At 60.1% G+C, this 20,923-nt stretch carries 22 protein-coding genes and 2 pseudogenes; 12 read left to right on the top strand and 12 right to left on the bottom strand.

Annotation, left to right across the window (positions count from 1 at the left end; all coding sequences use genetic code 11):
- Positions 1 to 138: 138 nt before the first annotated feature.
- From ACY4LX_RS22280 to ACY4LX_RS22250, 7 genes are all read right to left on the bottom strand, one after another.
- Positions 139 to 474, bottom strand: a complete 336-nt coding sequence (locus ACY4LX_RS22280; protein ID WP_463257873.1) for a TusE/DsrC/DsvC family sulfur relay protein — start codon at positions 472 to 474, stop codon at positions 139 to 141.
- On the bottom strand, positions 471 to 764 hold the full coding sequence (gene tusB / locus ACY4LX_RS22275; protein WP_149659901.1) for a sulfurtransferase complex subunit TusB: 294 nt from the start codon (positions 762 to 764) through the stop codon (positions 471 to 473). The genes ACY4LX_RS22280 and tusB overlap by 4 nt, the downstream gene beginning before the upstream one ends.
- The gene (gene tusC, locus ACY4LX_RS22270; protein ID WP_149659900.1) at positions 764 to 1,126 is read right to left on the bottom strand and encodes a sulfurtransferase complex subunit TusC; all 363 of its coding nucleotides are present in this window, start codon (positions 1,124 to 1,126) and stop codon (positions 764 to 766) included. The genes tusB and tusC overlap by 1 nt, the downstream gene beginning before the upstream one ends.
- A gap of 1 nt (position 1,127) precedes the next feature.
- Complete coding sequence (gene tusD / locus ACY4LX_RS22265; RefSeq protein WP_149659899.1) at positions 1,128 to 1,520, bottom strand: sulfurtransferase complex subunit TusD; 393 nt, start codon at positions 1,518 to 1,520, stop codon at positions 1,128 to 1,130.
- A gap of 188 nt (positions 1,521 to 1,708) precedes the next feature.
- Positions 1,709 to 2,413, bottom strand: a complete 705-nt coding sequence (locus ACY4LX_RS22260; protein ID WP_149659898.1) for a YoaK family protein — start codon at positions 2,411 to 2,413, stop codon at positions 1,709 to 1,711.
- Positions 2,414 to 2,448: 35 nt separating this feature from the next.
- The gene (locus ACY4LX_RS22255; RefSeq protein WP_149659897.1) at positions 2,449 to 2,778 is read right to left on the bottom strand and encodes a DUF6388 family protein; all 330 of its coding nucleotides are present in this window, start codon (positions 2,776 to 2,778) and stop codon (positions 2,449 to 2,451) included.
- Positions 2,779 to 2,799: 21 nt separating this feature from the next.
- Entirely contained in the window at positions 2,800 to 3,045 is a 246-nt protein-coding gene (locus tag ACY4LX_RS22250) for a hypothetical protein (protein ID WP_054053620.1), read from the bottom strand.
- A 149-nt stretch (positions 3,046 to 3,194) separates the two neighbouring features.
- Here ACY4LX_RS22250 and ACY4LX_RS22245 point away from each other — a divergent pair, with 149 nt between their 5' ends.
- Positions 3,195 to 3,545: a hypothetical protein gene (locus tag ACY4LX_RS22245; protein ID WP_149659895.1), complete on the top strand. Its 351-nt coding sequence runs from the start codon at positions 3,195 to 3,197 to the stop codon at positions 3,543 to 3,545.
- A gap of 105 nt (positions 3,546 to 3,650) precedes the next feature.
- On the opposite strand, the gene ACY4LX_RS22240 is transcribed toward ACY4LX_RS22245, so the two are convergent.
- Positions 3,651 to 4,079, bottom strand: a complete 429-nt coding sequence (locus ACY4LX_RS22240; protein WP_463257872.1) for a GNAT family N-acetyltransferase — start codon at positions 4,077 to 4,079, stop codon at positions 3,651 to 3,653.
- 143 nt (positions 4,080 to 4,222) lie between these two features.
- On the opposite strand from ACY4LX_RS22240, the gene ACY4LX_RS22235 reads away from it, so the two are divergent.
- The 4 genes and pseudogenes from ACY4LX_RS22235 (at position 4,223) to ACY4LX_RS22220 (ending at position 7,297) form a co-directional block, all read left to right on the top strand.
- Positions 4,223 to 4,660 (top strand): hemerythrin domain-containing protein, encoded by a 438-nt coding sequence (locus ACY4LX_RS22235; protein WP_149659893.1) that lies wholly within the window; start codon positions 4,223 to 4,225, stop codon positions 4,658 to 4,660.
- A 221-nt stretch (positions 4,661 to 4,881) separates the two neighbouring features.
- Positions 4,882 to 5,517: a lytic polysaccharide monooxygenase auxiliary activity family 9 protein gene (locus ACY4LX_RS22230; protein WP_463257871.1), complete on the top strand. Its 636-nt coding sequence runs from the start codon at positions 4,882 to 4,884 to the stop codon at positions 5,515 to 5,517.
- A gap of 42 nt (positions 5,518 to 5,559) precedes the next feature.
- Positions 5,560 to 6,561: pseudogene (locus tag ACY4LX_RS22225) on the top strand (chitinase); the annotation flags it as partial.
- A 142-nt stretch (positions 6,562 to 6,703) separates the two neighbouring features.
- On the top strand, positions 6,704 to 7,297 hold the full coding sequence (locus tag ACY4LX_RS22220; RefSeq protein WP_463257870.1) for an NUDIX domain-containing protein: 594 nt from the start codon (positions 6,704 to 6,706) through the stop codon (positions 7,295 to 7,297).
- A gap of 64 nt (positions 7,298 to 7,361) precedes the next feature.
- Here ACY4LX_RS22220 and ACY4LX_RS22215 read toward each other — a convergent pair whose 3' ends face one another.
- Positions 7,362 to 7,877 (bottom strand): methylated-DNA--[protein]-cysteine S-methyltransferase, encoded by a 516-nt coding sequence (locus tag ACY4LX_RS22215; RefSeq protein ID WP_463257869.1) that lies wholly within the window; start codon positions 7,875 to 7,877, stop codon positions 7,362 to 7,364.
- A 149-nt stretch (positions 7,878 to 8,026) separates the two neighbouring features.
- Between ACY4LX_RS22215 and ggt the strand changes: the two genes are divergently transcribed.
- A complete protein-coding gene (gene ggt / locus ACY4LX_RS22210; RefSeq protein WP_149659888.1) occupies positions 8,027 to 9,754 on the top strand; it encodes a gamma-glutamyltransferase in 1,728 nt (575 codons plus the stop codon).
- A gap of 36 nt (positions 9,755 to 9,790) precedes the next feature.
- On the opposite strand, the pseudogene ACY4LX_RS22205 reads toward ggt, so the two are convergent.
- Positions 9,791 to 12,319: pseudogene (locus ACY4LX_RS22205) on the bottom strand (beta strand repeat-containing protein); the annotation flags it as partial.
- Between the two features lie 951 nt (positions 12,320 to 13,270).
- Here ACY4LX_RS22205 and ACY4LX_RS22200 point away from each other — a divergent pair.
- The 3 genes from ACY4LX_RS22200 to ACY4LX_RS22190 all read left to right on the top strand — a co-directional run bounded on the left by ACY4LX_RS22200 (position 13,271) and on the right by ACY4LX_RS22190 (position 15,671).
- Positions 13,271 to 13,804, top strand: a complete 534-nt coding sequence (locus ACY4LX_RS22200; protein ID WP_149659886.1) for a cysteine hydrolase family protein — start codon at positions 13,271 to 13,273, stop codon at positions 13,802 to 13,804.
- A gap of 129 nt (positions 13,805 to 13,933) precedes the next feature.
- Entirely contained in the window at positions 13,934 to 14,569 is a 636-nt protein-coding gene (locus ACY4LX_RS22195; protein ID WP_149659885.1) for a flagellar biosynthesis protein, read from the top strand.
- A gap of 82 nt (positions 14,570 to 14,651) precedes the next feature.
- A complete protein-coding gene (locus tag ACY4LX_RS22190) occupies positions 14,652 to 15,671 on the top strand; it encodes a lysozyme inhibitor LprI family protein (RefSeq protein WP_463257868.1) in 1,020 nt (339 codons plus the stop codon).
- A 513-nt stretch (positions 15,672 to 16,184) separates the two neighbouring features.
- Here the strand turns inward: ACY4LX_RS22190 and ACY4LX_RS22185 are convergent.
- A complete protein-coding gene (locus ACY4LX_RS22185; RefSeq protein ID WP_463257867.1) occupies positions 16,185 to 16,337 on the bottom strand; it encodes a helix-turn-helix domain-containing protein in 153 nt (50 codons plus the stop codon).
- A 238-nt stretch (positions 16,338 to 16,575) separates the two neighbouring features.
- Between ACY4LX_RS22185 and ACY4LX_RS22180 the strand changes: the two genes are divergently transcribed.
- Positions 16,576 to 16,800, top strand: coding sequence for a cupin domain-containing protein (locus ACY4LX_RS22180; protein ID WP_463257866.1), 225 nt, complete (start codon positions 16,576 to 16,578; stop codon positions 16,798 to 16,800).
- Positions 16,801 to 16,853: 53 nt separating this feature from the next.
- Here the strand turns inward: ACY4LX_RS22180 and dapF are convergent, their stop codons facing one another.
- A complete protein-coding gene (dapF, locus tag ACY4LX_RS22175; RefSeq protein WP_463257865.1) occupies positions 16,854 to 17,672 on the bottom strand; it encodes a diaminopimelate epimerase in 819 nt (272 codons plus the stop codon).
- 156 nt (positions 17,673 to 17,828) lie between these two features.
- On the opposite strand from dapF, the gene ACY4LX_RS22170 reads away from it, so the two are divergent.
- The gene (locus ACY4LX_RS22170) at positions 17,829 to 18,839 is read left to right on the top strand and encodes a helix-turn-helix transcriptional regulator (RefSeq protein WP_463257864.1); all 1,011 of its coding nucleotides are present in this window, start codon (positions 17,829 to 17,831) and stop codon (positions 18,837 to 18,839) included.
- 130 nt (positions 18,840 to 18,969) lie between these two features.
- The gene (locus tag ACY4LX_RS22165; protein WP_463257863.1) at positions 18,970 to 20,814 is read left to right on the top strand and encodes an amidohydrolase; all 1,845 of its coding nucleotides are present in this window, start codon (positions 18,970 to 18,972) and stop codon (positions 20,812 to 20,814) included.
- The last annotated feature ends 109 nt before the right edge of the window (positions 20,815 to 20,923 follow it).

The following is a 20,923-nucleotide window of genomic DNA, read 5'->3' as shown; positions in this document are numbered from 1 at the left end:
ATCACCCTGTCATTGAGCAATCAATCGGTATCCCGTCTGAATGGATTGACTGAAGGCTGCTGCTGCAGCCTTCCACTCCCGATCAGATAGACCTATGATTTTAATATCAGATAGATCTAACTGGCACAACGCTCCGGATCATAAGCAATTCGTCGGTTTGGGCAGGCCCGCCAGTTTTGCGGCGAGTTTGGCAGGGGTGCCTTTGAACAGTCGGTTCAGGTGCAGGCTGTTGCCTTTTTCCGGGCCGAGCTTCAACGCGGTGTACTTGATCAGCGGACGGGTGGCCGGGGACAGCTGGAATTCGTCGTAGAAATTGCGCAGCAGTTCGAGGATTTCCCAGTGCTCGGGGCTCAACTCGATGTCTTCGGCAGCGGCCAATGCACTGGCCACCTCAAAGGACCAGTCGCTTAGTTCGACCAGGAAGCCGTCCTTGTCCAGCTCGATGACGCGAGCGCCGACGGTCAGGGAATTCATAGCCAACTGTTGACCTTGTCGTAGTGAATCGACAGCTCGACGAAGGCGGGGTAATCGATGGCCCTGGCCCAGTCAGGGACATTCAGTGCGCGGGCCTGGGCATCTTCGGCCAGCACGAACAGCTTGAGGCCGCGAGCGTTCAGCGCGTTGAACGGCGCGGTGCCAGGCTGCAAGGCGTACGCTGCGTCGCCAGACAGCAGGAGCGCATCATGGGCGCCGATCACGCGCAGGCAACTGCTCAGGCGATCGTCGCCGAACGGGGAATGAGACAACACATGCAAAGTCGACATCAGAGGGTGATCACCTGGTCATAACGGTCGATAAGGGCGGTGATTTCGTCAGCGGCCAGGACCTGGGCTTCTTCCAGCGCCAGAGCGCTCGGGTCCAGGCCCCGTTCAGCGGCGCTGTCGGCACAGACAAACAGGTCTTCGACACCGAACATCGGCAAGGCTTGCAGGTTGGCGCTCAGGTCTTTCTGTTGCAGGGCCTTGGCGTCCTGACGGGCAGCTAGCTGCAAGACGCCGTCATCGAGAAACAGCAGGCCGATCGGCAGGTCGAACGCGCCGCCGGCGAGGACGATGTCCAGCGCTTCCCGCGCACTCGGGCCGGACCACGGCGCCTGGCGGCTGATAATCAGCAAGGATTTAGCCATCTCAAGCGCCTCCGAAACAGATCAGACGGTCGGCGTCTTGCACGGCGTCATGCAACTGACCGAGGCCGGACAATTCCCACGGCGCGCTGACGGCGACCGCTTCGCGCTGATAGCGCCGGGCTTCTTCTTCATTCAACACGCCACGACGCAGGGCCGCCGCGATGCACACGACGCCGTCCAATTGATGCTCGGCGACAAACCCGCGCCATTGCTTGGGCAGGTCCTGTTCATCCTGGGGCGTGACCACGCTGTCGGACGCGTTATAGACGCCGTCCTGATAGAAAAACAGCCGGACAATTTCATGCCCACCGGCCAGCGCGGCCTGGGCGAACAACAAGGCACGGCGCGAGGAGGGCGCATGGGCAGCGGAAAACAGCGCAATGGCGAACTTCATGACGGACTCGATCAGCAAAACTGCGGCCATGATAAAGCTTTATCGCCTGGGCGGCGAAGGGCGATTACGCTCTCGCTGATCGTGCCCACGCTCTGCGTGGGAATGCCTCAAGGGACGCTCCGCGCTCCAATGGGGCGCAGAGCGTCCCGGGCTGCATTCCCACGCAGAGCGTGGGAACGATCGCTGTGTCAGCGTGGCATGTAGCCCAACTGCCAACGCCGCGGGATTTTCAGCGACAAGAACCCGATCACCCCGGCCAGCAAGCCGCTGACAAACAGCGCCTTGAGCCCCAGATGATGTTCCAGCAGCGCCCCGATCACCGCGCCGGCGAACATGCCGGTCCAGGGAATCAGCTGGACCCGCCAGCCGTTGCGCCGCTCGCCCAGCAGCCAGCGGCCCAGGCCACGACCGAAGCGCGATAAGGCACCGGTGACGTAGGTCAGGCCCACCGGCAGCCCGTTCACATCTTCCACGGCGGCGTTGAGCATGCCCATGGCGATGATCGCGGCCAGCAGCGCCGGCAGTTGTTCTTCGTACGGCCATGCGGCTGCACCGCACAGCAGGGTGGCGATGCACAGCAATAACGGCAACGCCCGTCGTCCGCCGAGTCGGCTGACCACAATACCCAGCGCATTGCCGAGGATGAACGTGGCCACCAGGATCAACAGGCGCAAGGTCAGCCCCAGGTCACCATCGCTGATCGCCACGGCGAGCCGGGTGGTGTTGCCGCTCATGAAGGACACGAAGTCGCCGCTGGCCATGAAGCCGATGGCGTCGGTCATGCCGGCGAGCACCGACAGCGCGGCCACCAGCGACAGGCCGATGCGTCCGCGCCATTTCTGGATATGCAGATGACCCGGGCTGGCCCGGTGGGAGGAGGCGGATGGCAGCATCGGTGCAGGTCGTCCTCAGGCAGCAACCGTGGTGGTCACTTGCTCAATCCATATAACTCGCAATACTCCAGCCAGTCCATGCCAGCCATCTCCGCCACTTCCTTGTGCACTTCCATGCGCTGGGCCTGATAGGCCTCGGCGGTGGCGGCGGTCAGTTGCAGGGTCAACTCCCAGGCAAACAGACCCAGGCGTTCGGCCTCGGCTTCGAAGGCTTCGTGCAGGCGCTCCTCGCGATACTGCGCGGCGGTCTCGCCCTTGGCCTGGGCCAACAGCGGATTGAGGTTGTCGAGCTCGTGGCGCAACTCCGGGCGCTCATCGAGAAACTTCTTCAGCGCCTGTTCGTGTTGCTGTTCGGTGGCTGCCATGGTCGCTCCTTGATGGCCGGGTTACGAAGACTGCTTCTTGGCCTTGGCTGCGGCGGCCAGGCATTCGAGGGCGAACTGCTCGGGGTAGGTCATCTGGATTGGCGTGGTTTCGCCCTTGACGGTGCGTTCGCCGTCGAGGATGTAGCGAATCCGCTTGTCGGTGACGCCGATGCGCTTGGCGATCCAGGACGGGGTCTGGCCGATCTGGCTGATCAGCTTGTCGGCGTATTCGGCGGTCGGTTTGTAGAATTCGGCGTTGGGTGTCATGTGGCTTTCCAGAAAAAGAGGCGATGCGTTGTTAATTGCGCGACAGGGTGCGCGAATCGTCACCCGGTGTCGCGGTATAAATGAAGTAAAGCAGAACGATACGCCGCGCCACGGTGATACAGTCCGCTTTTTCCTGATGAGCGAACACAATGCGAATTCTGATGGTGGCGCTGGCCGCCACCCTGCTGGCGGGATGCGCCGGTTCGGTGATGGACGACTCCCGCACCAAGGCCCCGACCAAAACCATGACCTCGGACAAACCGGAAAAAGTCGTCGCCCAGTGCGTGCAATTCGCCTGGCAGGACGAAGCGGTGTTCGGGGTGGACGCCGGGGCTTATCTGCAACCGGGCAAGAAGGGTGGTTCGACGGTTTATACGCGGTCGGCGGAATCGTTCGTGGACTTGAGCAGCGATGCCTCCGGGACGCAGTTGGATTACTACGCGCAGCACGATGATTTCGTGGCCAAGCGCCGGTTGGCAGCGTTGGCGACCTGTTTGTAACAGTGGATCTCTGTAGGAGCGAAGCTTGCTCGCGAAGGCGGCAGCGTTGACACACCGCGTTATCGTTCTTCGCGAGCAAGCTTCGCTCCTACAAGGGGTAGTGCATTAGGCGGGTGACAGGCGCTTCTGGAAAAAGAGGCGCTGGTGCCCCGGCGGGTAATCAGCGATTTGGCCTACTTCGCTGTAGCCAAGCTTTTTGTAGAAATCCGGCGCCTGGAAATCGAAGGTGTCGAGCCAGATCCCCACGCATGCTTTTTCCCGCGCCAGTTCTTCGGCCATGTGCATCAGTTTCGAGCCCAGGCCCTGTCCCCGAGCCTGCTCCGGCACGGACAGCAACTCGATAAACAGCCACTGATAAAACACCCGGCCATAGAGTCCGCCCAGAATCTCGCCCTTGTCGTCACGCACCAGCAAGGCCACCGGTTGCGGATTGGCCGCCCCCGCTTGCGCCGCGTTGTAGAGACGCAACGGTGCAAGGATCGCCTCGCGTTCTTCGTTGGTCGGGTCCTGCGAGCGTTCGATACGCAATGTCATGGCTATGTCCTTATGGCGGTGACCGCTCAGATTATCCGGCTCCTCGACTTTGTTCCATCCTCGAACGCCGGTGGAACCGCCGCAAGCGCGCAGGTGTCTAGCCTCAAGAGCGTCATTTCCGAACGCAGCCATGAGGACCGCCCATGAATATTTTCGAAGCCTTGCGCGAAAGCCACGATCGCCAGCGCGGTTACGCCGATGCGCTGATCCAGACCAGCGGCGATACCCCGGAGCGGGTTGAAGCCTACAAGCGGCTCAAGGCCGAGCTGCAGGCCCATGAAACCGCCGAGGAACGGCATTTCTACATCCCGCTGATGGAGTTCGACAACGGTGTCGACCTGAGTCGCCATGCCATTTCCGAACACCATGAGATGGACGAAATGATGGAGACCCTGGACGAGACCGAAATGTCAGATCCGACCTGGCTGGTGACGGCGAAAAAGCTCTCCGAGAAGGTGCATCACCACTTGAAAGAAGAAGAGCAGAAGTTCTTCCAGATGGCCGGCAAGCTGCTCGACGAGAAGCAGAAACAAGCCCTCGCCGGGCAATATGAAAAGGAATACAAGGCACAGCTTTCCTGAGCTGCGAATCGTTCCGATTGCTGCCTCGCGGTGTAGGCCTTCTGCTACAAGCGCCGTAGGACTTGGCTCAAACAACTGGTTGTATATCCAGTATTTGCGAGCCGTTGGCCCTCTCCGCATCAGCAGAATCGATAAAGGGGTCGGTGGACAAAAAAAGCAGCTCCGTTAGGTTGAAGGCCTCTCCTCAGGAAGGAGAGTTCTTAAATCAACGGAGTGAAAAAATGAACCAACCACAGACTCAACCCGTATTACGCCATGGTCGCGTTACGTCCCCTAAAAGCCGCGGTGCGGTCGCCATGGAACTGGGGCTGCTGGGGGACTGGCAAGTCAACGAAATGGAAGGCGGCAAGAACTTCCCGTCGTTGACCGCCGGGCCGTTCCCGGCGCCGTATCAAACCGACACCGCCAGTGACGTGCCACCAGCCGACGGTCATATCCTGAGCGGCGGCAAAGTGGATCAGCGTGATTGCGTCAACTTCACCAACGAAGAACTGAGCCGGAAACTCGACCGCTCGGTCGCCTGGCCGCTGCTGAACGTCGATCCGGGCCAGATCTTCAAAGTCACCTGGAAATACACAGCACCCCACGTCACCCGTGGCTACAGCTGGTTCATCACCAAGGATGACTGGGATCCGAAACAGCGCATCAGCCGTGCACAGCTGGAGCCGAAATCGTTCGCCGACGATTTCTACACCCAGGTCCCGTATTACAGCCACTCGGCTGAGATGGTGGCCAAGGTCAACCACGAAGTGAAACTGCCAGCCAACAAAAAAGGCCATCACGTGATCGTGCTGGTGTGGATCGTGGCCAACACTGGCAACGCCTTCTACCAAGCGTTCGACGTGGACTTCAAGTAAGCCCGACGCGTTTACCCTCCACACGTTCTGAAGGAATAGAACATGTCTACATTCGACTTTACGTTATTGAAATCCACCGTCAGCGATGCCGCTTCGTTGATGCCGACCATTGCCGGCAAAAAGATCCTCATGGGCTTCTGGCACAACTGGCCAGCGGGGCCGAGTGACGGTTACCAGCGTGGCCAGTTCGCCAACATCGCACTGCAAGATGTACCGAAGGATTACAACGTGGTGGCCGTGGCCTTCATGAAGGGCAATGGCATCCCGACCTTCAAGCCGTACAACCTGTCCGACGCCGAATTCCGCCGCCAGGTCGGCGTGCTCAACAGTCAGGGCCGGGCGGTGCTGATTTCCCTCGGTGGCGCCGACGCGCATATCGAGCTGCACAAAGGCAATGAACAACCACTGGCCAATGAAATCATCCGCCTGGTGGAAACCTATGGCTTTGATGGGCTGGACATCGATCTTGAACAGAGCGCGATTGATTTCGCCGACAACGAGACCGTCCTGCCTGCCGCGCTGAAACTGGTCAAGGATCATTACGCCGGTGAGGGCAAACACTTCATCATCAGCATGGCGCCGGAATTCCCGTACCTGACCACCGCCGGCAAATACGTCGGTTACATTCAGGCCCTGGAAGGCTATTACGACTTCATCGCCCCGCAGTATTACAACCAGGGCGGTGACGGGATCTGGGTGCAGGAAGCCAATAACGGTAATGGCGCATGGATTGCCCAGAACAACGACGCGATGAAAGAGGACTTCCTGTTTTACCTGACCGAAAGTCTGGTGAGCGGCACTCGCGGGTTCACCAAGATCCCGGCGGACAAATTCGTGATCGGCCTGCCCGCCAACGTCGACGCGGCAGCCACCGGTTACGTGATCAACCCGGCAGCCGTGGTGAACGCCTTCAAGCGTCTCGACGCCAAGGGGCTGTCGATCAAGGGCCTGATGACCTGGTCGGTGAACTGGGACAATGGTGTCAACAAGGACCACGTGCCCTACAACTGGGAGTTCAGTCGTCGTTACGGGCCGTTGATCAACGGCAAGCGACTCGCTTCCCACGAGGAAGAACTCGCGGCGCCTGAAGCCGCCAACCAGCGCTAATAAGAAGCCCGGCAGAGATGCCGGGCTTTTTGATTTTGGTCTACCATGCGCGTCCGCTTACGGAAAAGGATGCGTTGTGATGGCGAATACAGCCGATCGGGTCAACATCATCGAAACTCAGATGCTGTCCGACAACTGGTATGTGCTCAAGAAATTCACCTTCGACTATCTGCGAAACAACGGCGAGTGGCAGCGCCAGACTCGCGAGGTCTATGACCGTGGCAATGGCGCGGCGATTCTGTTGTTCAACCGCGAAAAGCGAACCGTGGTGCTGACGCGCCAGTTTCGCTTGCCGGTGTTCGTCAACGGTCACGATGGCTTGCTGATCGAAGTGGCGGCCGGATTGCTTGAGGGCGCCGACCCCGAAGAACGCATCCGGGCGGAAGCCGAAGAGGAAACCGGCTATCGCGTGCACCATGTGCAAAAGGTCTTCGAGTCCTACATGAGCCCCGGCTCGGTCACCGAAAAACTGCACTTCTTCATCGCCGAATATGACGCAGCGTCGAAAGTCAGCGATGGCGGTGGGCTGGAGGAAGAGACCGAAGAGCTGGAAGTGCTGGAGTGGCAGTTTGATGAGGCGCTTGAGGCGTTTTATCGCGGCGAGATCTGCGATGCGAAGACGATTATGCTGCTGCAATACGCGGCGATGAAAAACATCTTCGCCGCTACCTGAGCAGGCTGGGCTTTTGTGGCGAGGGGGCAAGCCCCCTCGCCACAAAGGCTGCGGGTGAATCCAGTCAGAACAGCTCGCCCGTCCGGCTAGCCCCGGACCACTCGCAACCTTCCAGCGTCAGCAACCGCTCCTTCGCCTCGAGCCCTCCGGCAAACCCCGTCAATTTCCCCGAAGCGCCGATCACCCGATGGCACGGCGCCACAATCGAGATCGGGTTCTTGCCATTCGCCGCACCCACCGCGCGAACCGCGCTTGGATTACCGATCTGCTCGGCAATCTCGCTGTAGTTGCGGGTTTCGCCGAACGGGATGGTCAGCAGCGCCTGCCAGACCTTTTTCTGAAAGTCCGTCCCGGCAAAATCCAGCTCCAGGTCGAACCGGTTTCGCGTGCCGGCAAAATATTCCTGCAACTGTTTGACGGCCCGTTTCAGGATCGGGTTGTCCGCCGCCTCAGTCATCGGCCCGAGGCGTACGCGGTTCGGTTTGTCGTTTTCCCAGAGGATGGCTGCCAGTCTTGAACCGTTCGCAACCAGCTTCAACTCGCCGACCGGGGAGGCCATGGTGGTGAAGGTATAACTCATGCTGGCGAACTCCGAAAACGGTTGAACAGAGGGCAAGCATACTGCCTCGCCGGGGAGGCGCAATACGCAATCCCAGCCATACTGGCTACTGCTCTTGAAGCGTTCCCTCTGTTCTGTACAGAGCCAAAAAACAAAAAAGAGACCGAATCATGAAGTTCGAACCTTTTGCCAAAACGCTGGTGGCGACCTCGTTGGCGCTCAGCTGCCTCAGTGCCTACGCGGCCTCCGTGGCGCCGGTTGCAGCCGAAAACGGCATGGTGGTCACGGCCCAGCACCTGGCCACGCATGTGGGCGTGGATGAATTGAAGAACGGCGGCAACGCCGTGGATGCCGCGGTCGCGGTGGCCTATGCACTGGCGGTGGTTTATCCCGCGGCAGGCAACCTGGGCGGCGGCGGTTTCATGACCATTCAACTGGCGGACGGGCGCAAGACCTTCCTCGATTTCCGCGAAAAAGCGCCATTGGCCGCTACGGCGAACATGTATCTGGACAAGGACGGCAACGTCGTCCCGGACCTGAGCACCCGTGGCCACCTGGCCGTTGGCGTGCCGGGCACGGTGTCCGGGATGGAGCTGGCCCTGAGCAAATACGGGACCAAACCGCGCAAGGAAGTGATTGCCCCGGCGATCAAACTGGCTGAAGACGGTTTCGAGCTGGAGCAGGGCGATGTCGATCTGCTGGAGTACGCCACCGACGTGTTCAAAAAGGACATGCGCGATTCGGGCTCGATTTTCCTGAATAAGGGCGAGCCGATGCAGGTCGGGCAGACATTGGTGCAAAAAGACTTGGGCAAAACCCTGCGGGAAATCTCCGAAAAGGGCGCTGACGGTTTCTATAAAGGGTGGGTGGCCGACGCCATCGTCACCTCCAGCCAGGCCAACAAAGGCATCATCACCCAGGCTGACCTCGACAAGTACAAGACCCGCGAACTGGCGCCGGTGGAGTGCGATTATCGCGGCTACCACGTGGTCTCGGCGCCACCGCCAAGCTCCGGTGGGGTGGTGATCTGCGAGATCATGAACATCCTCGACGGTTACCCGATGAAGGACTTGGGTTATCACTCGGCCCAGGGCATGCACTACCAGATCGAAGCGATGCGCCACGCCTATGTGGACCGCAACAGCTACCTCGGCGACCCGGATTTCGTGAAAAATCCGCTCGACCACCTGCTGGACAAAAACTACGCCACCAAACTGCGCGCCGCGATCCAGCCGCAAAAGGCCGGTGTGTCCAAGGAGATCAAACCCGGCGTAGCACCGCATGAGGGCAGCAACACCACGCATTTCTCCATCGTCGACAAATGGGGCAACGCGGTGTCGATGACCTACACCCTCAACGACTGGTTCGGCGCAGGCGTCATGGCCAGCAAGACCGGGGTGATCCTCAATGACGAGATGGACGATTTCACCTCGAAAATCGGCGTGCCGAACATGTATGGCCTGGTCCAGGGTGAAGCCAACGCCATCGCGCCCGGTAAGGCGCCGCTGTCGTCCATGAGCCCGACCATCGTCACCAAGGACGGCAAAGTGGTGATGGTCGTGGGTACTCCGGGCGGTAGTCGCATCATTACCGCAACGCTGCTGACCATCCTCAACGTGATCGACTACGGCATGAACATCCAGGAAGCGGTGGACGCGCCGCGTTTCCACCAGCAGTGGTTGCCGGAAGAGACCAACCTGGAGACCTTCACCACCAGCCCGGACACGGTGAAACTGCTCGAAAGCTGGGGGCATAAATTCGCCGGGCCGCAGGACGCCAACCATGTGGCGGCCATCCTGGTAGGCGCGCCTTCACTGGGCGGCAAACCGGTGGGCAAAAACCGCTACTACGGCGCAAATGATCCGCGCCGCAATACCGGTTTGTCGCTGGGCTACTGAGGCTCTTGAAAAGGGGACGGATTTATTTTCCGTCCCTTATTCATCCGCCTTGGTGACGATGTTATCCGCCTCATCCACCTGATAAGGCACATGCGCTTCCACGCCATCCTTGCCGGTATGCGCCACGACATTCTTGTAACGCTTGCCGTTCCAGCAGCGGAAAATCAGCGTCGCGTTCTCGCCGCCGGTCAGGGTCGAACCCAGGCTGCCAATCAGCTTGCTGCGTGCGCCGCCCACCAGAATGCTGTTCCTGCCCGCCGTCAACACGCTTTTATCGCCGCCCATCAACGTACAGTCATCACCTGCCGTGAGCTTGCTGCGATCACCCGCCGTGAGGTGACTGTTGCTGCCCGCCAATAGCTTGCTGCGGTCGCCGGCGATTTGCGTGCTGTCCTTGCCGGCGATCAATTTGCTGCGATCGCCTGCGGTCTGGATGCTCCCGGCACCGGCAATGAGCGTGCTGCGATAACCGGCGGTTTGGGAACTGTCCTTGCCCGCAATCAGCATGCTTTTGTGCCCGGCGATTTGCGTGCTGTCGGGGCCGGCGATCAGGGAGCTTTGATGACTGGCAATCTGGTTGCTGCCGTAGCCGGCGGTCAGCGTGCTTTCGTAACCGGCGGTTTGCGAGCTGCCGTATCCGGCTGTCAACACGCTGCGCAAGCCGCTGATCAGTGTGCTGCCGTAGCCCGCCGTGAGGAAGCTGCGGATGCCGGAGGTCAAGCTGCTGCCGTAGCCGGCGATCAACGAACTGTCCTGGCCCGCGGTTTCCGTGCTGCCATAACCGGCGGTGAGGGAGCTGTTGTCCTGGGCGGTGAGGGTACTGCCGTAGCCCGCCGTCAATGTGCTGCTGTAACCGGCGGTTTGCGTGCTGCCGTACCCGGCGATCAGCGAACTTTCGTAGCCGGCGGTTTCGGTGCTGCCATAGCCGGCGGTGAGGGAGCTGTTGTCCTGCGCCGTGAGGGTGCTGCCGTATCCGGCCGTCAGGGTGCTTTCATAGCCAGCGGTTTGCGTGCTGCCGTACCCGGCGATCAGCGAACTGTCGCTGCCGGCGGTTTCAGTACTGCCATACCCGGCGGTCAGTTCGCTACTTTCCCGAGCGGTAAGCGTGCTGCCATAGCCTGCGGTCAGGGTGCTTTTATAACCGGCCGTCTCCGTGCTGCCATAACCGGCGGTGAGCGAGCTGTGTTCCCGGGCGGTGAGGGTGCTGCCGTAGCCTGCTGTCAGCGTGCTGTCGTGACCGGCGGTTTGGGTGCTGCCGTAGCCGGCGATCAGCGAACTTTCATGCCCGGCGGTTTCCGTGGTGCCGTAACCCGCCGTGAGGGAACTGCCATCCTGAGCGGTGAGGGTGCTGCCATAGCCCGCCGTCAACGTGCTGTCGTACCCGGCGGTTTGCGTGCTGCCATAACCGGCGATCAACGAACTGTCACCGCCGGCCGTTTCGGTGCTGCCATAACCGGCGGTGAGGGAGCTGCTTTCCTGGGCCGTGAGCGTGCTGCCATAGCCGGCGGTCAGGCTGCTTTGATAGCCGGCAGTCTGCGTCGTGCCGTAACCGGCGATCAACGAGCTACCGTGCCCGGCGGTTCCAGTGCTGCCATAGCCTGCCGTAAGAGAGCTGCTGTCCTGCGCGGTCTGGGTGCTGCCGTAGCCCGCCGTCAGCGTGCTTTCGTAACCGGCGGTTTGCGTGCTGCCGTACCCGGCGATCAGCGAACTGTCGTGCCCGGCGGTGGCGGTGCTGCCATAGCCGGCGGTGAGTGAACTGCTTTCCTGAGCGGTCTGCGTGGTGCCATAACCTGCGGTCAGCGTACTTTCGTGGCCGGCGGTCTGGGTGCTGCCGTAACCGGCGATCAACGAACTTTCCGCTCCGGCGGTGGCGGTGCTGCCGTATCCCGCTGTGAGTGAACTGCTTTCCTGAGCCGTCTGGGTACTGCCGTATCCAGCGGTCAGCGTACTTTCGTGCCCGGCAGTCTGGGTGCTGCCGTAACCGGCGATCAACGAACTTTCCGGCCCGGCCGTGCCCGTACTGCCGTAGCCGGCGGTGAGGGCGCTGCTGTCCTGGGCGGTTTGAGTGGTGCCGTAGCCCGCCGTCAGCGTGCTGTCCTGACCTGCTGTTTGCGTGCTGCCATAACCGGCGATCAAGGAGCTTTCCGCTCCGGCGGTTTCAGTGCTGCCATAGCCCGCCGTGAGTGCGCTGCCATCCTTGGCGGTCTGCGTACTGCCGTAACCTGCGGTCAGTGAGCTGTCGCGTCCCGCCGTTGCCGTGCTGCCATAACCGGCGATGAGGGTGCTGTCGTCCTGGGCGGTTTGCGTGCTGCCGTAATCGGCGGTCAGGGTGCTTTTCTGGCCGGCAATCTGGGTGCTGCCATAGCCGGCGATGAGCGCGCTGTCGTTGCCGGCCATCTCCGTGCTGCCATAGCCGGCGGTCAACGAACTGCTGTCGGCGGCGGTCAAGGTGCTGCCGTAACCGGCAATCAACGAACTCTGGCCGCCCGCCGTTTCAGTGCTGCCGTAGCCCGCCAGCAAATAACTTTGATGTCCGCCGGTCAGGGTGCTGCCATAAACCGCCGTTTCGAACTTTTGCGAAGCATCAACTTTTGCGCCAATACCGGAAGGACTGTAACCCTGCGCCCGGCGACTTTCGAATTCGCGGTTTAAGGGTGTCTTGGGTAATTCACCGGATGCTTCAATTGAAGGTGTATTGGCCGTTTGATAACTATCAATATTCTGCAGAATGTAATTAATCGCGCTTTCTTGAGTGCCGGTGTGAACAACTTCCGCTTCCGGAAACTTGATCATGCCGTCTTCTTCAAGTTTGATAATGTGATCGATATTAACTTCGCACACAATCCATCGGGCATCGGCGCGCAGACTTAGCTGAGTAGAAGAACCCTCGCCCCACAACAGCCCGACCAGACCGTTCTCGAGCTTTCTGCTGGGCTGCCAGTGCTTGCACACCAGGGGGCCGGATTCAGGCCAGACTTGGCCAGCGTGGTCCGACATGTCATTGGCACACGTGCGCAAGACCAGGACTTTGTTGTCATTCATATCAAGTGTACTCAATGGATATAACCGCATCAGCGGGAATCAGGATTGTAAGTGTCCATCCCGTTCAAAAAAGAACGATCAGTTGATTACTCACAGTCACTGGCTGAAATCCATTGATAGCCAGCGGCAAAGCCGCAGCCCTGTTATTAAACAGGTCACAGTCCTGGCGAAACTTCTCGATATCGATGATTCACCCTAAAGCAAAGTATCAATATTACCTACACTTATTGTGGTGGTTATTGAAATGATATTGCTCGTTACAATAGCGCAACAAATTAATGTCAGGGTGGATGTGGTTTAATGCTTTTTTAATTCAAATTAGCGGCGGTGGGGAAGCTGCGTACGCTCTGAAACGGCGCTGTTCTATACGAACGCGTTTTACGGCATTATCGACGGCACGCGATCCTCGCTCGGCCCTCAGGGACCCGGTAGCGTCCCCCCTTAATCTGATGGATTACTTTAAGGCTCCCTGCCATGACCACCGCACTGCTGATCATCGACGTCCAACACGCCCTGTGCACTGGCGAGTACGAATGCTTCGACATCCAACGCGTCATTGCGAACATCAATAGCCTGAGCGCCAAGGCCAGGGAAACCGGGGTCCCGGTGGTCCTGATCCAGCACGAAGAAAAGGGCGACTTGCTGCAACACGGCTCCGAAGGTTGGCAGTTGGCCGCCAGCCTGGAGACTTCCCCGCAGGACCTGCGCGTGCGCAAGACCACCCGGGATTCGTTTTACAAGACCCACCTGCAAGCCTTGCTGCAAGACCAGGGCACTGACCGGCTGATCATCTGCGGCCTGCAAACCGACTATTGCGTCAACGCCACCGTGCGCCAGGCCCTGAACCTGAGCTATGACGTGGTACTCGCCAGCGACGCGCATTCCACCGTCGACAACGGCAACCTCGCCGCCGAAGACATCATCGCCGAGCACAACGCCGACCTCGCACACCTGACCGGCCCCGTGGCACGGATCGACGTCCTGCCCACCGCCGAAATCCGCGTTTAGCTCGCGTCCGCGTTCAACCAGAAATCAGCCGTGGCGACTCATGATTGTCGACTTGCGGCCGATGGTTAGTGCTCGCGCCAGAGCGCGAGACACGTTTGTCTTCCAGAATCGAAAAGTGGACTGATCACAATGACCGGAGCTGTCACGAAACACCTCAAACTCGCCTGTCTGTTGCTGGCGACCACCGCGCTATTCGGCTGCGCAACCAGCCGTTCGGTGGTGGACATCACCACGCCGCCAGCGGCCAATGGCAATGGCCAGAAAGTGTTCATCAGCGTGCTGGACGAGCGCCGCTTCGAACTCAAGCCTGAGCTTCCGGAGACCCCATCCCTCAAGGAGGGCGAGATCAACGATAAATCCATCACCGAGCGCGCCATTGCCCGTAAACGCAACGGCTACGGTAAGGGACTGGGCGACGTATTGCTGCCTGAAGGCACCCGACTCAGCGACCTTGTCGCCAAAAGCATCGCTGCGGCGTACGGCCAGGCGGGTTACCGGGTCGTGCCGAGCAGCGAAAAAACCGTCGATACCCAAGCGGTCACCGTGCACGTTATCGAATTCTGGTCGTGGATGTCCCCGGGCTTCTTCACCGTCGGCGTGAACAATAAAGTGCACTTGAAAGTCGACACCGGCACCTCGGCGAAACCGATCGAGATCTTTGGTCAGAACCGCGAAGGCGTGCAGACCGTGACCGACAACGACTGGAAACAAAGCACCGAACAAGCGCTGAAAACCGTCACTGACACCATGGCCAAGAATCTGTAAGCCATGGGCTAAACGAAACGGGCGCCCAAAGGGCGCCTGTTTTCATTAACGTCAGTGCTCATCTGAAGAATGGAATCTGCCCGTGCCTCTCACGTTTTCTCCTGTCATCGTCATCGCCTTGCTGTTAGCAGTGTCCGGCGTTTCCCACGCCAGCAGCTTCGACTGCACCAGCGCCGCCAGCCCCAGCGAAAAAGCCATTTGCGCCGACGCTTACACCTCCAACCTGGATAAAAAACTGGGCGAACTGTGGAGCGCCACGTTGCCGAAAGTCGCTGATCCCAAAGCGCTGAAGACCGACCAGCGCCAGTGGCTGAAACAGCGCAATCTGTGCGCGGATGACCTCTCTTGCCTGCGGCAGAAGTATCAAATGCGCATCACCGAACTGGGCTACATGGCCACGCCGTTTTCGTGGGACGCCACTTGGCAGATGATTCCGTGGGGCGTAGCGAACGATGGCGAGTTGAAGACCCGGCGTAAAGATTCGACCCACATCACGTTCAATGTCCTGGCTGCCAACGGCGCCAATATGGGCAATCTGGACGGTGTCGCTACCCTCGAAGGTACGACGGCGCATTACGCCGAGGGCGATTGTGCGCTGACCTTCATCGCCATGAATGGCGTGCTGGATGTCAATCAGCAGGGCAGTGACTCGGAATGCGGTGCCGGGATGGGCGTGTTTTATGCCGGACGATACGTGGCATCGGAGCAGTCTCTGCCGTTGGAAGACGATTTGCTCAGCGTCGGATTGGTGCGCACGCAACAGGAAGACGACGCGATGCGCACATTGCTCAAGGACGACTACCGGCGGTTGGTCGAGAGTAGTAGTTCGCGGACCAAGGGCGATGCATCCAGCGATGTGCCGGGCGCCGAAGTCGATGAAATGTGGGTACGCGGGCTCGGCGGTATCAATGCTTCAATTTTCATGCGCGCCACCGACTCACGCTTCTGGCTGGTGTTGATCGTGAGCGATTCGAAGGGCAATCTTCGCGCCCGTTACTACACCAACGTACCAGGCTGGAAAGGGCGCCTGCCCGAAACACTCCAGCGTTGGTATGACAAACGAGCGGCCGCCGGGTCCTTGCCGCTGGACCAGATGCCCTAGCGAGGGGCGTACTGCTGGACCCTGTAGGAGCGAAGCTTGCTCGCGAAGGCGGCGTGTCAGTCGGCATCTTCGTCGTTGACACACCGCCTTCGCGGGCAAGCCTCGCTCCTACAATTGTTTTGCGCCGTTCACACAATTGGCAGCCAACACCAATCCCTGTAGGAGCGAAGCTTGCTCGCGAAGGCGGCGTGTCAGTCGGCATCTTCGTCGTTGACACACCGCCTTCGCGGGCAAGCCTCGCTCCTACATTTGTTTTGCGCCGTTCACACAATTGGCAGCCAACACCAATCCCTGTAGGAGCGAAGCTTGCTCGCGAAGGCGGCGTGTCAGTCGGCATCTTCGTCGTTGACACACCGCCTTCGCGGGCAAGCCTCGCTCCTACATTTGTTTTGCGTCGTTCACACAATTGGCAGCCAACACCAATCCCTGTAGGAGCGAAGCTTGCTCGCGAAAGCGGCGTGTCAGCCGACATCATCGTCATTGACACACCGCCTTCGCGAGCAAGCCTCGCTCCTAGGTCTGGAAGTAGTAATACAGATTCGCCTTCGGCACCCCCGCGCGCGCGGCGATGTCCCGGGTCTGGGTGGCGTCGAAACCCTTGGCGGCAAATTCTTCGCTGGCGGCGGCCAGGATCAGGTGCTGATTGCGTTGGCGAATGCTGGTCATGGAGACGGAACGAAGGAAGAGGGCATGAGGGGCATCTTGGAAAATCGGTTTCGTAATATACAAAACTATACAGCGAATGAGCTAGAGGCGGTTCGTCCGAGGCTGCCTAATTGAAAAGGGCGTTCCGTGAGCGGTTGCCTAAACTTAATGGGGCTTCGGCTTCTGGCTTGATAGTCGATCATCACCCGCCGACAGGTGCACCCCACGGTGCACCCCCTATCCCGGAAAAGAAGTGCTGATGATCACCGTGGAATACTCGCCCGGCGGCGCCGATCCTGTGCATCGGCACGATGCCCATGGCTTCATCTATGTGCTCGAAGGCTCCATCGTCATGGGCGTGAAGGGCGGCAAGGAAGTGATGCTGACGCCGGGGCAGAGCTTTCATGAAGGGCCTGAAGATGTGCACACGGTTGGGCGCATGCGAGTCAGGACAAGCCGGCGAAGTTTTTGGTGTTTTTGTTGAAGGAGAAGGGGAAGGGGAAGCCTGCGGTGATCCCGGTTGATTGAACGGCGCAGCTAAAGCGCCTGTAAAAATCGATCCGTCAGTGTTCCCGAGAAACACGTCTCTACCGGTCCAATGAGAAAAACAGACCCCAGCCCATCCCATTGAACCGTAACGGTCCCGCCATCACATTCAACCTCGACGCAGTTGTCCAGCAAGCCCCGGCGAATGCCGTTGACCGCCGCGCCACAAGAGCAGGAGCCCGAGCCGAGCGGGATGCCACCGCCGCGCTCCCAGATGCGCAGCCGAATGTGCGTGCGGTCGATGACCTGGACGAAATGCACATTCGTTTTCAGTGGAAATAGAGCGTCGGTTTCAATGGTCGGTCCGATGGCCGCTATATCAACGGCTGTTAGATCGTCCACAAAATAAGTGCAGTGCGGATTTCCCATGCTGCACGCTGCGGGGTCGCCAGCCAGTGGCAAAATAGCCGTGTCCACTTCCTGCGCCAGGGGAATAGCCGACCAGCCGAAAATCGGCTCTCCCATGGCAACAGAAATGGCACCCGTTGAGGTGCGTTCGCACGTGAGCAGTCCACGGTTGGTTCGCAATACTATCGAGGTCGTATTTGATTCACGCATCAGTCGATCCGCCGCCCCTCGTGTTGCGCTGCCACAGGCATCCAGCGTGGAGCCATCGGCATTCCAGAACATCAAGCGCGCGGCGGCATCATCGCAATCGAGCATGACCGCGAGTTGATTGAACCCCACTCCACGGTGCCGATCGCCCATTCGCCGTGCCAGGGCACTGGTTATTGAGAGGGGCGAATTTCGCGAGTCGACAATCACGAAATCATCACCATTGGCGTGCATTTTGTGGAAGCTCAGTGGCATGAAGAGTCCTTGGCGACGAGATAGAAGGTGAATGGACGTCCAGCCGCGATCTAGCCCCACCTGCAGGACTTTTTCAAGCGGTGACGGTATGGACGTCATCACTGCCCCTATGGCATCGTCCGATCAATACGCGATGTAGCCAACAGGATAAGAACTATGCGGGAGGGTAACGACGTCGGTGCCATGACCACACTCAACGCCTTCAACCGCTGCATCCTCCACCTCGGTCGCCTGGCCCGGGATCGTGGCGACTCGCAATTCATCGAAGACGGCCTGCACGCCTTCAGCGAACTGGTGCCGTTCGCATCCTCCTGGTGGGGCGAGATGTCGGGGTCGGACGCCGATGCGCCGCCCCAAAGCTGGATGCACGGGCGCATCAATCTGCCGCAATCGTTCGCGGCCGAATGGCACACCTGTGCGCAAATCGACAAGTTTTCCAACGACACCCTGAGCCAGCTCGGCGCGGTGGTGCGTGAAAGCGGTTACACCGACCCGAGTGAAGAAGTGAACGACTTCGCGCGGCGTCACGACCTGTATCACCCGATGTGCATCACCTTCGAATTGCCCGAAAGCGGCTTGCTGTTTTTCGTCTGCGTTTACCGTGGCGATGATGCGCCGGGGTTCAGCGACAATGAGGCCGAGTTGTTTTCTGCGTTCTGCGATCATCTGCTGCAACTGTGGCGGTTCCAGGTGCAGGACATGATTCGCTTCGACACCGGCAGCGGCGCCACTGACTTCGGTATCGCCCGACTCGACGGCAGTCTGCTGTACGTCGGCGCCAATCTGTGCGCCGCGATTCAGCGTGAATTGCCGGGGTGGAGCGGCTCGACGCTGCCGTTTGAGGTGACCGCGCAACTGGCCAAAGCGCCGTGCGTGATCCGTTTCGGTCGTTGCACGCTGACGCTGAGCCCGAACGCCGAGCATGTGATTCTGTCCCTTGAAACACAATCGCGCGGGGCGGTGCTGGCGCCTCGCGAACGCACGGCCGCGATGCTGTTTGCCGCCGGCCACTCCTACAAGGAAATCGCCAAAACCCTGGGGCTGAGTCCGGCCACCGTGCGCACGTATCTGCGTAACTGCTATTTGCAGCTTGGCGTGAAGAGCAAGGTGGAACTGGGTTCTGTCCTGCGTTCGCCGTCCCACGATACCCGGCGTATTCCCCACTAATTGCCTGACCCCTCCTCATTTGCGGAGGTCCGGATTTCGCTTGTGCGCTATAGGGTAGGCCTGCCTGCCACGGGCTGGCGCGCCAGTCTGTCCGGGCACTTCAAAAAACTATAAGAACAGAGGTGGGTCAGTGAAATTTTCCGGGCTATTTATCGCGGTGGCCGCGACCACGGCATTGGCGGGTGTGGGGTTGGTGGGGTGTCAGACCCAGGGTTCGACCGGCGCTGACATGGTGCTGCGCAACGGCTATGTCTACACCGTCGATGGCAAGAATTCGGTGCAGCAGGCGATCGCTGTCACGGGCGGCAAGATTGTGTATGTCGGCAGTGATGAAGGCGTCGCGCCCTATATCGGCAAGCAGACACAGCTGATCGATCTGGCCGGGCGCATGCTGATGCCGGGCTTCATCGACGGGCACATGCATCCGGGGGACGGCGGCCGCGCCATGACCCTGTGCGACCTGAAATACCAGACGATGACGCGCAAAGTGTTCCAGGAAACCATCCAGGCATGCCTGGATGCCGACAAGGACAAAGGCCCGGACGTGTGGCTCGAAGTCGGCAGTTGGGATCGCATGGGCATGGATGGCCTCGATGGCGATCCGGACAAATCGACTCTGGATGCGCTCAAGACTAAACGCCCGATTCAAGTCCGTTCGACAGACTTCCACACGGTGCTGACCAACTCCCGCGGCCTGGAAGTCGCCGGCATCACCAAGCAAACCCCCAACCCGAGCGACGGCAAATACGTGCGCGACAGCGCCGGCAATCCGAACGGCATCTGCGAAGACGGCGCCGCCGACACCATGGCCGCCGTGGTGCCGCCCGCCACCGACGCCGAAAAGCTGACCCAGACCCGCGCCGCGCTCGACGCCATGCGCCAGCAAGGCATCACCAGTTTCTTCGATGCCATGTCGGGGCCCGAAATGGGTAAAGCGTTCACGACCTTGCAGCAGTCGGGCGAACTGACCGCCCGGGCTTTGTTGGCAATCAAACTCGACCCGGCCGCCGCGGCCGCAGACCCGGGGAAAACCATCGCTGATGCCAAGGTTTTGGCCAACACCTACGATCAGGGCGAAACCAAAGTCGCGCCGGGCGTGAGCATGCGCCACGTCAAAGTGTTCATGGACGGCATCATCAACGCACCGGCCGACACGGGCGCGATGTTGACGCCGTATTTGCATAACACAGGCACCGAGAAGGCGCCGAAATGGACGCCGGGCAAGAATCTCGGCGAGCTGTACTTCCCGCCGCAAGTGCTCAATCCGCTGCTGCTCAAGGCCGTTGAGGCGGGCTTCGATCCGCACCTTCACGCCACCGGCGACCGCGCGGTGCGCGATTCACTGAACGGCATCGAATACGTACGCCATCAACTGCCCGGCAATGCCTTTCGCCCGACCATTACCCACAACGAAGAAGTGGACCCGGCGGACTATCCGCGCTTCAAGGCGCTCGACGTGACGGCCAACATGTCGTTCCAGTGGGCCCAGCAAGCGCCGTCCACGGTTGATGGCACCAGCGACCACCTCGGCGCCGCGCGGTTCGCCCGCATGGAGCCGTCGGGCAGCATCGCCCGGGCGGGCGGTCGCGTGGCCTATGGCAGCGACTGGCCGGTGGATCCGCTCGACGAATTCCTGGCGCTGAAAGTCGGTGTCACTCGCTCGGGTGATCCGCAGAATCCACACAGCTATGGTCCCAAGTACGCGGGCAGGCTCAACGCTGATCCGGCGCTGTCCCGGGAGGAAGTGTTGCGTACCATCACCCTGAACGCTGCCGAGCAGTTGAAGCTGGACGCGGTGGTCGGTTCTGTCGAGGTCGGCAAGTTCGCGGACCTGATCGTGCTGGACAAGAACTTCATGCAAGTGCCCGAGGCTGAGCTGGCGCGCAATAACGTGCTGCTGACCATGGTCGGCGGCAAGGTCGTGTGGGCCAAGGCGCCGTTTGTGGGTGTTACTCAGAAGAGCACAGCGCAATGATTAATGAATAACCTGTGGCGAGGGAGCTTGCTCGTGCTGGACTGCGTAGCAGGCCCCTGCTTTTTAAGGAAAAGAGCGGGGCTGCTACGCACCTCAGCACGAGCAAGCT

The sequence above is a fragment of the Pseudomonas sp. Emmai genome (assembly GCF_055179735.1).
The sequence above is the reverse complement of the archived record's forward strand: the minus strand, read 5'-3'. Positions and strand labels throughout refer to the sequence as shown.